This window comes from Nostoc sp. DedQUE12b (assembly GCF_034530835.1).
Classification (GTDB): Bacteria; Cyanobacteriota; Cyanobacteriia; order Cyanobacteriales; family Nostocaceae; genus Nostoc.
The window spans coordinates 60983-72424 of the sequence record NZ_JAVRCI010000032.1 but is presented as its reverse complement, the minus strand read 5'-3'; the positions used below and the strand labels follow the sequence as shown (position 1 = coordinate 72424).

The following is an 11442-nucleotide window of genomic DNA, read 5'->3' as shown; positions in this document are numbered from 1 at the left end:
GTTGGCGTTACGGGTGTTGGATCTGTTGAGGTTACAGGCGTTGGATCTGTTGAGGTTACAGGTGTTGGAGTTACGGGTTTTACGGGTGTTGGATTTGTTGGCGTTACGGGTGTTGGATCTGTTGGGGTGTTGAGTAATTTCTCAGTTTGGTCAACTTGTGGAGTTAACTGCACAAAAGAGGGGTTTTCAATTACTCCCTCGCCTTTTATAGGTGGCTGTGCTTTCAAAGCCGCAGTAGTTTCGGCTTGAACACTGGTGATTGCAGGATCAGGTGTAGGCACAGGACTCTGCCTGTTCAAATCAAGTTCCCGAACCATCTGGCTCGTTTCATAAAAATTTCTGAGATCAAAATCATATAACCTTTGAAATTCGCCTTTAACTATAATCACCATTTGCCCCGCTTCCAACACCTGAGTTTGAGAACCTTTCTTGTTAGAAACTTCAATGCCGCTATTTGTCAGCGCACCCACAATCGTAGTGTCTGTTTGTTGGTCGTAGCGTACAAATAATGCTGAACCACGAATTGCTGCTGCTGCATTTGGTGTTTGTATACGTGTTTGCCCCTTTCCTGGTGGGATGAGCAACAACACAGTCCCGTTTGTCAGTTTAAAGTCACGAGTCTTCGGCAAAAATTGAAATAACGCCTGTTCTCCAACTCGTGCCAAAGAGCCATCATTAAAACGCAAATCTGCTAGAGAAGCTCGACCAGTTGACAACCCGTCCCCAGGGGTCATTGCATCTAATTTGCGTGCAGGACGTTTCTTCAATTTATCTTTGGGTATCAGTTGTACGATGTTGCGGAGGTTCTGAATTTGTGCTCGCGTTAGAGGAGTTATAGCGCTTACCCGATCTGGCAGAGGCAGTACTATAAGTCCCCATAAACCAATCACCAATAATGGAAACGATTTATAAAACATAGTTTGAAAAATTTTTACCTTCAATTAATATCATAAAAATTAAAGTTTATGCTAATGCTAATTGTTGTAAGAGTTTTTTAGGTAAATTAGTTTAAATTTTAATTTAGATTTAATGCATAAAATAAATAATAAATGATATGTATATTTACTTGATTTAAGTTTTCCTTATGAAACTGAAATTGTATGTAATCAAGTCTGTAGGAAATTGAGAAGCTAGTATTTGATATAAAAAAATAAACGAAAAGTACTTTACATATAACGCTTTATAATCACTTCAGGCAGAAAGTCATTAATTATGGTGGACAATAACTTGCTAAAATTTGTTGTGAAATTATTCACTAGCTGTATTTCACTAAAATTTAAGCAGGTATTTTATCGGAGCATCTCAGTTTTACATAAAAATCTGGGAAAAATCCGAAAAGAAGCAATTTTAGTTTGTAGTTTCAGTATATACCTACAAAGCTAAAATAGATGCAATCAACTGTATCTTTGTAGTCGGAACTTCCGATACAGCTTGTGGGTCTACATTTGCCAAACGCAATTAATGCGATCTAACCAGATGCGACTCAAGAACTGGAAAAATTTGTTTTTTTGTATTTTGTTAACGTCCAGTGGTGGAAGCTGGTGTTGCATTAGAGTAGATGCGGCAGAATCTGCAATTACAGATGTTTTACATCCTAATCATTTAGCAACTACACAGTTAACTCATGAGCAGTTATGTCATAAGTTAGAGCAAAAAGCAATTAACTCTTTGTGCAAGCTGTCGAGTGAGTCACATACTTTAGACTCTCGGATGCCGTTAAATCTGGCACAGCAAACACCAGAAACGACTCAAATCCCAAATCAAACCGAAGAACCTATAGATACTCAAAAGCAAAATGAACCGCCGCAGCTAGAATCGCAGCCAAATAATTTGCCCATATCTCCTTCAGACTCAAAGGAGCAACTATTAAATTTGCCTGAGAGAGAGTATTTTCAAAGGCGAGAGAGGTTGCTAGAACTGCTACGATCGCCAAAACTACCATTTGAATCTAATAGCGATCGCGAATTGGGGTTACGGGTGCGGTTACGACCCCTAGAACAACAACCTTTAGAACAACAGCTACCACCACCGACAGAACAACCTGTACCTCAGTTTAAACCTATCGCCTATCTACAAGGACGTGTCGGCTACTTCCAAACGAGTAACATATTTTCCTCAAATGATAGTCCCATAGAAGATGGTTTAATTATTTCTGGACTGACACTAGCCTCTACATATTTCCCTTTGGGATCTAAAACTTTTTTAAATGGCTCAATTGATGGCAATCTGATTCGTTATATAAATCAGTCAGAATATCATTACAATCAGGTGAGATTCAATCTCGGTATTTACCAGCAGCTATCCCAACGAATGTTTGGAGAAATCAGTTGGAGCAATCAACATTTATTTTATGCCAACAGCAGCGATCGCCCGGATAGCTTCAAAGCAGGCGATCGCTTTTTAAATGAAAATTCCCTACAACTGTCTTTGGGACGCCGAGATCCTTTAACTTCAAGATTAACCCTAGATAGCTTCTACGAATTGAGTGTAAATTTTGCCGATCCCCAAAGTCGTGATCGGATAATCAATTCCTTGTGGGTGTCTCTGAACTACTACTTGCAAAAGCCTCTCCAGGTTGGTATTGGCTACCAAATGTACTTATCAGACTTTACACAGCGCGATCGAGAAGACGAATTTTATCGGGTATTCGGACACTTAAATTACCGAATATCCGACACCATTAATATGAATGTCCAAGCTGGAGTAAGTTTAGGTAGTTCAACCGCCGAAAACATTGATTTTGATGGCTGGTTCTTCACTATTAATTACGGTTTTCAATTAGGTAAGTTTTGAAATTTGTCCTTTGTCATTAGTCCTTTATTAAAAACGACAATATAACTCTTAGAGAGGCTGCACTTCTCTACGAGACGGTGCGCGTAGCTTGCTTCCTCGGAGGGGTACGACTACGCTCTGTTACCACGCCAACGACTACGCGGTAGTTGAATCTCGACTTCGCTCGATTACCGCGCAGTCGAAACTCAGTACAAGTGACTAATGACCAATGACTAATGACCAATGACCAATGACTAATGACTATAAATAGGAAATCCAATCACTCCAGCTACCAGCATAAAGTTTACCCTTGCTAATACCAGCTAATTCTAAAGAAAGTAAATTCACACAAGCAGTAACGCCAGAACCGCAATATACCAATATTTCTTCGGCTGTTTTTAGCTTTTCCCACCGATGGCGTTGTTCTTCTTGAGGAAGTAGGTAGCCGGAAGAGTCTGTAACTTCTTGCCAGGGATAGTTGACTGCACCAGGAATATGTCCGGCAATTCGATCGATTGGCTCTCGTTCGCCTCGGTAGCGATCGCTCTCTCTTGAATCTACCAATACTACCTCGTGGCTATCTTTCCGGCTTTTCACGGCTGTAATATCTACCACCTTTTCTGTTTGTATTTGAGCGACAAATCTACCCATCCGCGAGGGAGGAATAACATCTGTGACAGAATATCCAGCTTTTTGCCATCCAGCTAAACCGCCATCTAGTACTGCTACTTGCTCATGTCCTAGATAGCGCAACAGCCACCATAGACGAGCCGCAAAGGCAAAGCGCGAATCATCATAAGCTACAACTAAACTTTTTTGGTAATTTACCCCAATCGCTGCCAATTTGTTAGCTATATCATTAGGGTTAGGTAAAGGATGTCTTCCGCCATGCTTACCCACTGGACTGGAAAGATCCTGATTCAAATCTAAGTAATATGACCCCTCTATATGACTGGTTTGATACTGTTGTTGTCCTAGTTGTGGATCGGCTAAAGAAAAGCGACAATCCACAATAACAACTTGTGGATCTTCTAGATGTTCAAACAGCCAAGCTGGCGAAACAACAAATTGGGGACTTGTACTGAGCGACTTGCCTTGAGCGGAGTCGAAAGGAGCCGAAGTATTGGGCATTAGTCATTATTTAGTTTTTTTGTAAGATGTCAGACTTAGAGAATTTTACACCTAAGTTAACAGCAGATGGTTCTTTCACCTTTGTCTCTCAAGAGTTTGGTGAATCCTTTCACAGCCATTCTGGAGCTACTCAGGAAAGTTTTTGCAAGTTTGTAGAACCCACTCAACTGGCTACAGCAGCGCAAAAACCGATCTTGCGACTATTGGATGTTTGTTATGGTCTGGGATATAACACAGCTGCTGCTTTGCAAACAATTTGGGACGTGAATCCTAGTTGTTGTGTTGAAATAATCGGTTTAGAACTGAATCCAGCAGTGCCACAAGCGGCGATCGCTCATCAGTTGTTCGATAATTGGAACTCTAAGTATATTGAAATTTTGAAACAGCTAGCTTTTGAGCATCAAGTGCAAACACCTTGCCTGAAAGCGAAGCTACTAATTGGCGATGCTAGAACTACGATCGCGCTAGTACGTCAGTCGGGTTTCTGGGCAGATGCAATTTTCCTCGATCCCTTTTCACCACCACAGTGTCCTCAATTATGGACTGTTGAATTTATTCAACAACTGTCATTGTGTTTACATCCAGATGGTTTATTAGCCACCTATTCTTGTGCTGCTGCTGTACGCACAGCACTTTTGTCTGCTGGCTTGGTAATATCTTCTACCCCACCCGTAGGAAGGCGATCGCCTGGTACCGTAGCAACACATTCTAAAAATGCTGAGTCTAAAGACCACTCTTCACTCACTACTCTCTCAGAAGTTGAAAAAGAACACTTGCTAACTCGTGCTGCTATTCCCTATCGCGATCCTCAATTGAGCGATCCAACCGAAGTCATAGTCAGGCGGCGACAACAAGAGCAACAAATCTCTTGCCTTGAAACTGCCTCCCATTGGCGAAAAAGGTGGCTATTGGGAACACAAGGCAGGGATTTTATGGGAACTAGTTTGTAGTTTGATTGCAATATCATACAATATGCTACGCCTATGGGCTACAAGCCTAATTCAACGAGTTTTTACGAGCCAAATAGCTTATCTTTATGTTAGTATTCAATACTACATATTTTTCCATAGTACTTAGTATTGCTATAACTGAGTAAGTAAAAACATTTATATCTAATGATTACAATGATTACTATAAAGACTTAAAACTCAAAATCCGATATCTTGATATAAAGCAGTCAAAATATAACGCTTTCTGACGCCATAAGGCTAAAAAATCTCCGTAAAAAACCTGATTTAACATTTGTGAGAATTTATCATACTGAAATTAGAAGCAAAAAATTTGACAACAAGATACACGGTGTTTGTAACATAAAAATACATACTGGGAAAAATTCATCTCGGCAGCTTGAGATCATGCATAATCCCTATGGAAACTCTGACTCAGATACAGTCAAATATTAAATTTGTTTTTAACATGTGACACTGTTAACTTGTGCAAAAACTTGGAGTGCCTTTGTGATTCAATGGAAATCCAACCATACAGGCTTTACAGAAAAAATAGTTAATGGGTTCAACCCCATCAGCACAGTGAAGAATATCGGTTCAAATCATGCCGTGAAATCGCAAAATGCGGAGGGTTATTCTTTAAGCTTATCTCAAGGAGACCTTATGCTTGAAGATCGGCAAGCAATTTCTTCTTGGATAAAATCTGATGTTAATTGTGGTGATGATTCATTGGTCTCTAGAACACTACAAGCCAAAGGTTCTAAAGTGAATGGGTTTGATTTAGATCCGCCAAAGGTTTTAGTAGTTGACGATCATGCCGCCAGTCGGATGACTGCTGTTGCCCTCTTGGGGATGGAAGGATACGAAGTGATTGAGGCGGACAGTGGTTCTATTGTTGTGGGATTGGTAACTCAAAAACAACCAGATTTGATTTTGCTGGATGTAATGATGCCAGGAATGGATGGATTTGAAGTCTGCCAATTGCTTAAACAGGATGAGCAGACTAGGCTAATCCCAGTAATTTTTATTACAGCGTTAAATGACAGGCGATCGCGCATTCGGGGAATTGAAGTTGGGGCAGATGATTTTCTCACCAAACCTTTTGATCGGGTGGAACTAGCGGCGCGTGTGAAGTCCTTGGTGCGGCAGAAGCGTATGAACGAAGATTTAGACCATGCCGAACAAGTACTGTTTTCCATTGCTATGTCCATTGAAAGTCGCGATCCCAATACAGGCAACCATTGCGAACGTCTAGTAAAACTGGGACAAGTTTTTGGTGAATACCTCAACCTCACACGCTATCAAATTCGAGATTTGATGTGGGGTGGTTATCTCCACGATATTGGTAAGGTAGGTATTCCCGATGCTGTGCTGCTAAAAAAAGGCAAACTCACCCCCGAAGATTGGCAAATTATGCAGCAGCACGTTTTGATTGGAGAAAAAATCTGCCAACCACTACGCAGTATGCGCGGTGTAATTCCGATTATTCGTCATCACCACGAACGTTGGGATGGTTCAGGCTACCCCGATCGACTCAAGGGAGATGATATTCCTTATCTGGCACAAGTGTTTCAGTTAATTGATATTTATGATGCCTTAACTAGCGAACGACCTTATAAAAGAGCTTTTACTTCAACAGAAGCCCTTTTAGTGATGCAAGAAGAAGCTGATTCTGGTTGGCGTAACCCCAAACTAATGCAGCAGTTTGCAGAGTTTATTTGCTCTTGTCAGGAAAATGGGAAGAGTGGGCAGTAGGGAGTAATGATTTATAGCTGCTGTAATAAACCCTAATTTGCATTATTATAATCTCTGCTTTTTATGAGTAGAAGTTATACCGACTCCTGAATTCTGACTTTTTTAATATTTTCAGTCTTCTATAATTAGCTGGTATGATTTGAGCCGAGATTTTAAAGTACCAACAGCATTAATCACATTTCACTGATAGCTGATAGCTAATTATGGTAGTTGTAGCAATTCTAGCGGCAGGACGCGGCACACGGATGAAATCATGCTTACCCAAGGTTTTACATTCTTTGGGTGGGCGATCGCTAATAGAGAGAGTTCTCGAAAGTGTAGAACCACTTTCGCCCTCACGGCAAATCGTGATTGTGGGATATCAATCCGAAGAAGTGCAAGCCGCCATGCATTCAATTCCCAGCTTGGAGTTTGTCGAACAGACTGTGCAATTGGGGACAGGTCATGCTATCCAGCAATTACTTCCTCACTTGGAAAATTACACTGGAGATTTGCTGGTACTTAACGGCGATTTACCGTTAATACGCAGCGAAACTCTTAAGCAGATGTTACAAACTCACGTCCGAAATCAAAACTCTACCACTATTCTCACCTCGCACCTACCTGACCCCACAGGCTACGGGCGGGTTTTTTGTAACGATGAAAATATTGTGCAGGAAATAGTCGAACACAAGGATTGTACAGCTGCTCAAAGACAAAATCAGCGGATTAACGCTGGAGTTTACTGCTTTCGCTGGCCAGATTTGGCAAAGGTGCTTCCTCACCTCCAGGCAAACAATGCCCAAAAAGAATATTATCTTACCGATGCTGTGACTCAGGTGGGACAAGTGATGGCAGTGGATGTGGAAGATTACCAAGAAATTCTCGGCATCAACGATCGCTTGCAACTAGCAGCAGCATCCGAAATTTTGCAAAAACGAGTCAAGGAAAAATGGATGCTGGCGGGTGTCACTCTTATCGACCCCACCAGCATCACCATTGATGAAACAGTGGAATTGCAACCGGATGTAATTATTGAACCCCAAACTCACCTGCGAGGAAATACAGCGATCCAAGCAGGAAGTCACATTGGGCCGGGGAGTTTAATTGAAAATAGTCAATTAAGTGAAAATGTTACAGTGCAATATTCAGTAGTCATAAATAGCACCGTGCAAGCCGGAAGCCGAATTGGCCCTTATACTCATTTGCGCGGTCAGGTACAGGTGGGTGCTGGTTGCCGTGTGGGGAATTTTGTGGAATTGAAAAATACGCAATTAGGCGATCGCACCAATGCAGCCCATTTGTCATATATAGGTGATACTGTTGTCGGTAATCAGGTGAATATTGGTGCTGGTACAATTACTGCCAACTATGACGGCGTAAAGAAACATCGTACCAAAATAGGCGATCGGACAAAAACTGGCGCCAATAGTGTTTTAGTGGCTCCGCTCACTTTGGGAGATGATGTCTACATTGCAGCTGGTTCTACTGTGACAGAAGATGTGCCTGATGATTCTCTGGTAATTGCCCGTAGTCGTCAGGTGGTAAAACCAGCTTGGCGAAGGAAAAATGTTGAAAATGAAACCACAGATCAACATAAATAATTTATCGGTGTTAATCGCGGTTGATCTGTGGTTTATAGTCTAAAACCACGATTTTTGCTAGATGTCTAATCTAGCTAGATTAGTAGTATAGGCAAAATCTCAACATATAACATGCATGGAAGAACTGCTAGAACTTAGGCAATTTCTAGAACAAGGCAAAATCCATGAGGCGCTACTGTTGGTGGATGAGTTAGAAGAAATGAGTCTCAGTGACAAAATCAATAAAATTGATAGTTATGGTGTGATTCTGCTCATCCATTTAATTAAACAAAAGGCCGAAAAACGTTCTACTCGCTCTTGGGATGTATCAATAGAAAATACAGTGCGGGAAATCAACAAAATAAACAAGCGCCGCAAATCCGGTGGCTTTTACTTGAATCAAGTAGAATTAATCGATATTCTGGAACAAGGATATCAAGTGGCACTGAAAAGAGCGGCGCTAGAAGCTTTGGAGGGGCATTATGAAGCCCAAGAATTGGCCGCAATGGTTGACCAGCAAGAAACTTTAGCCGAAGCCCTGAAACTGATTCAACAATAGCCGATCAGTTCGTTACCAGTCCATTCCAAAGTATCACCAATTTTTTCGCCGTCATGGTAGGCGGCGAGTAAAATTTCGCTAGTTTTTCCCCAAGCGATCGCTCCACTAGCATCTAAGGCGATCGCTCCCAAATCGCGTTTGTTCTCGTGGGCTTCCCCAAAGGAGCGCTGCATAGCCTCCTCCAGTGACATCCCATCAGTGACACGCACTACAATCCGTGCGGCTAAACACTCATCGATGATATCTTCACCAATGCCAGTACAGCTAACACCAGCATTACTAGTAGCATAATTACCTGCTGGCATCGCCGAATCACTTACCCTGCCAATCCGTTCAAATCCCTTACCACCAGTAGAAGTGCCAGCAGCTAGCTTACCAGATGCATCTAAAGCTACTACACCGATGGTACCGCGTCCGGCATTGCTGGTTTCTAGCAGTTCGGGTTCTGCTACCACACCAGCCATTGTGCTTTTAAAATTATCCTGGCGCTCTTGTATCCACTCTTGTAACCGCAAATCAGTTAAAGCGTTATAGCTGGGAATTTGCATTTCCCGCGCCAACTCAGCCGAACCGAAATCTGATAGCACTCGGTCTGGCGAGCTTTGTAAAAATTGCGCTAAATCAATCGGATTTTTCACCCGCGAGATATTAATCACACCACTAAACCGTCCTGATGCACCATCCATCAGGGAAGCACTCATACGGATTTGTCCATCGGATTGCAATACTGAACCAGTACCAGCATTAAAACGGGGGTTGTCTTCGAGCATTAGACAACCCTGCACCACTGCCTCTGAGGCAGTTGCTCCTGACAATAGCAGAGAATAAACTTCTTCTATTACTGTATGGAGCGATCGGCGCACCGCCTCTAATCCGCCTTTACCGTGGAGAGAACTACCAGCCCCTCCATGAATAATTAATTTAGGTTGCACCTCTAACTCCATTAATCTCTTGCGCTATTTGCGTCTGTATCGCGGTTGGTTTCATTTTGAGCTTCAGAACGGCGACGACGACAACGTTCTGAGCAATATTTCACATCGTCCCAACAATCTTGCCACTTTTTACGCCATGTGAAAGGACGTTGACATACCGGACAGATTTTTGTAGGTAGGTCAGATTTAGAACGAACACGTCCCATATAAATGCTGTGTAGATGAGAATTTGATTTCTGAGGGAGATGGAAGATAATTATAACCAGTTTGCTATGAAGGCAGGATAAATTCGACGAACAAATATATTGTCAATCTATCCTTAGACTTAGTTGCAATATTTTTTCTCAAAAGAGAGAGGCTTTGAATCTTACTAGCCTTCTCTTTTAGGGACTTGCAAAAAATAAATTATCCCAAATTATTTCTAGATTTATAGGCGCACAAAGACTTTAGCAGATTATCTCATTGCCTGTCGGAGACTGGGAATGCCTAATTGAGAGGCTGGAAACGAGATTTTAAAGGAGTTTTAGCTTAAGTTGACTCATACCAATGAAAACCATGAAACACCCCTGACGGATTAGGGATGTTTCATTGGCTAAAAGGTGCTGATTTACAAGCGTTTCAAGCAAAAAAAATCAGGTAATAAAAAATCTGATTGCACAAGAAAATGGTGATGCCTTCAGAAAGGTTTCGCCAACGCACTGAAATTGACTCTTTGAGATAGTAATTTCTCTGATTACTAACTTTCCTAAATTTATTGCCTATGTTGTTGACAATATCCTCCTTAATAGATCAAATAAAGCAGCTTTGGAGCTTAGAGGGATTAAAAGTGCCTAAAGTCATATCAAAACACTTTTAAAACAGTCTCTAAATACTAAATGTTGTAATTAACTTGATAATACATAGCAAAGTCATTTTGAAAGCATTTATGAATACGAAACCCTGTAAATAACTTGATAATATAATGTTTTTTCCTTTTTAAAAGAAAATTTACGTAAAACTACTATTCATCGAATTCTAATAGTGCTATTCTTTGTATGCCACTAAAAAACAAGTTGTAGTGGCACGACAACAAACAAGTCGACCTTACTAATTCTTAGGAAAGTAAAATCATGATTATCAACGATCTTTCTCATGTAGAAACCGTTCTTGAAAATGAGAATGTTCAAGGTGGAATAGCTTTTGCAGATGCTACTTCAAAAGCATTTGCTTTTGGTAAAAACATCGCTATCACCAGCATTGCTACTAGCACCATTGCTGTCTCCAAGAAATACAGCCTATCTGCTAGTGTCGGTTCATCTAGTTCTTCTGCCGGCTAAATAAGCCTTAGTCCGTCCTAAAGTGTACTACAGTGCATTTTAGATAGAAAAATTGCTGAAAGTTCTCAAAACTTTCAGCAATACATTCGTTTTTCCAAGAGAGCTTTTTTATGGAACGATTAAGAATTTCCGATCTCAGTTTTTGTGAAGATGAAGTTTCCGATCTTAGTCAAGTACAAGGGGGATTTGCATCTGCTTACGCACGTGCTTATTCTACTGCTAAAAAGAGCAGTTATAAAGTAGGCAACGGCACTATTACAGCTACTATTGAAGGTGCTCTTGCTGGCGCCCTTGCTGCCGTTATTACTGATGGTGATAAGGCTATTGCATCTGCTGATACATCGGCAACAGTTTCCTAAAGCTGGCATAACCAATTTGTAGAAAGCTTTTATGGACATAGCTCATGAAAGCTTGTTAGGAATACTTCTGTACCTCTATCTTATACCACCTATAGTAGTATAAGACAGT

11 protein-coding genes are annotated in these 11442 nt (G+C 41.2%); 7 read left to right on the top strand and 4 right to left on the bottom strand.

Going from position 1 to position 11442, the window contains the following annotated elements; genetic code table 11:
• On the bottom strand, positions 1-917 hold a 917-nt coding region (locus tag RMY16_RS17265), incomplete at its 3' end, for a FecR family protein (RefSeq protein ID WP_322737429.1).
• A 544-nt stretch (positions 918-1461) separates the two neighbouring features.
• Between RMY16_RS17265 and RMY16_RS17260 the strand changes: the two genes are divergently transcribed.
• On the top strand, positions 1462-2793 hold the full coding sequence (locus RMY16_RS17260; RefSeq protein ID WP_416211681.1) for a hypothetical protein: 1332 nt from the start codon (positions 1462-1464) through the stop codon (positions 2791-2793).
• A 240-nt stretch (positions 2794-3033) separates the two neighbouring features.
• On the opposite strand, the gene RMY16_RS17255 is transcribed toward RMY16_RS17260, so the two are convergent.
• Positions 3034-3903 (bottom strand): sulfurtransferase, encoded by an 870-nt coding sequence (locus tag RMY16_RS17255; protein ID WP_322737428.1) that lies wholly within the window; start codon positions 3901-3903, stop codon positions 3034-3036.
• A 26-nt stretch (positions 3904-3929) separates the two neighbouring features.
• Here RMY16_RS17255 and RMY16_RS17250 point away from each other — a divergent pair, with 26 nt between their 5' ends.
• The 4 genes from RMY16_RS17250 (at position 3930) to RMY16_RS17235 (ending at position 8726) form a co-directional block, all read left to right on the top strand.
• Positions 3930-4853, top strand: a complete 924-nt coding sequence (locus RMY16_RS17250) for a tRNA (5-methylaminomethyl-2-thiouridine)(34)-methyltransferase MnmD (RefSeq protein WP_322737427.1) — start codon at positions 3930-3932, stop codon at positions 4851-4853.
• Between the two features lie 507 nt (positions 4854-5360).
• Positions 5361-6605, top strand: a complete 1245-nt coding sequence (locus RMY16_RS17245) for a two-component system response regulator (protein ID WP_322737431.1) — start codon at positions 5361-5363, stop codon at positions 6603-6605.
• A 203-nt stretch (positions 6606-6808) separates the two neighbouring features.
• Positions 6809-8188 carry a bifunctional UDP-N-acetylglucosamine diphosphorylase/glucosamine-1-phosphate N-acetyltransferase GlmU gene (gene glmU / locus RMY16_RS17240; protein ID WP_322737426.1) on the top strand — a complete coding sequence of 460 codons (1380 nt, stop codon included), beginning with the start codon at positions 6809-6811 and terminating at the stop codon, positions 8186-8188.
• Between the two features lie 115 nt (positions 8189-8303).
• The gene (locus RMY16_RS17235; RefSeq protein ID WP_322737425.1) at positions 8304-8726 is read left to right on the top strand and encodes a DUF29 family protein; all 423 of its coding nucleotides are present in this window, start codon (positions 8304-8306) and stop codon (positions 8724-8726) included.
• Here the strand turns inward: RMY16_RS17235 and RMY16_RS17230 are convergent.
• Positions 8717-9670 (bottom strand): isoaspartyl peptidase/L-asparaginase, encoded by a 954-nt coding sequence (locus RMY16_RS17230; RefSeq protein WP_322737424.1) that lies wholly within the window; start codon positions 9668-9670, stop codon positions 8717-8719. The two genes, RMY16_RS17235 and RMY16_RS17230, sit on opposite strands and share 10 nt — an antisense overlap.
• Positions 9670-9864, bottom strand: coding sequence for a DUF2256 domain-containing protein (locus RMY16_RS17225; protein ID WP_289799005.1), 195 nt, complete (start codon positions 9862-9864; stop codon positions 9670-9672). The genes RMY16_RS17230 and RMY16_RS17225 overlap by 1 nt, the downstream gene beginning before the upstream one ends.
• 903 nt (positions 9865-10767) lie before the next feature.
• Here RMY16_RS17225 and RMY16_RS17220 point away from each other — a divergent pair.
• Positions 10768-10974 (top strand): hypothetical protein, encoded by a 207-nt coding sequence (locus RMY16_RS17220; protein ID WP_322667060.1) that lies wholly within the window; start codon positions 10768-10770, stop codon positions 10972-10974.
• 110 nt (positions 10975-11084) lie between these two features.
• Complete coding sequence (locus tag RMY16_RS17215; RefSeq protein ID WP_322737423.1) at positions 11085-11333, top strand: hypothetical protein; 249 nt, start codon at positions 11085-11087, stop codon at positions 11331-11333.
• Positions 11334-11442: the final 109 nt, after the last annotated feature.

Coding starts and splice junctions, on each gene's coding strand:
- RMY16_RS17260 (WP_416211681.1), top strand. CDS start 1,462: ATGCGATCTAACCAGATGCGACTCAAGAACTGGAAAAATTTGTTTTTT.
- RMY16_RS17255 (WP_322737428.1), bottom strand. CDS start 3,903: ATGCCCAATACTTCGGCTCCTTTCGACTCCGCTCAAGGCAAGTCGCTC.
- RMY16_RS17250 (WP_322737427.1), top strand. CDS start 3,930: ATGTCAGACTTAGAGAATTTTACACCTAAGTTAACAGCAGATGGTTCT.
- glmU (WP_322737426.1), top strand. CDS start 6,809: ATGGTAGTTGTAGCAATTCTAGCGGCAGGACGCGGCACACGGATGAAA.
- RMY16_RS17235 (WP_322737425.1), top strand. CDS start 8,304: ATGGAAGAACTGCTAGAACTTAGGCAATTTCTAGAACAAGGCAAAATC.
- RMY16_RS17230 (WP_322737424.1), bottom strand. CDS start 9,670: ATGGAGTTAGAGGTGCAACCTAAATTAATTATTCATGGAGGGGCTGGT.
- RMY16_RS17225 (WP_289799005.1), bottom strand. CDS start 9,864: ATGGGACGTGTTCGTTCTAAATCTGACCTACCTACAAAAATCTGTCCG.
- RMY16_RS17220 (WP_322667060.1), top strand. CDS start 10,768: ATGATTATCAACGATCTTTCTCATGTAGAAACCGTTCTTGAAAATGAG.
- RMY16_RS17215 (WP_322737423.1), top strand. CDS start 11,085: ATGGAACGATTAAGAATTTCCGATCTCAGTTTTTGTGAAGATGAAGTT.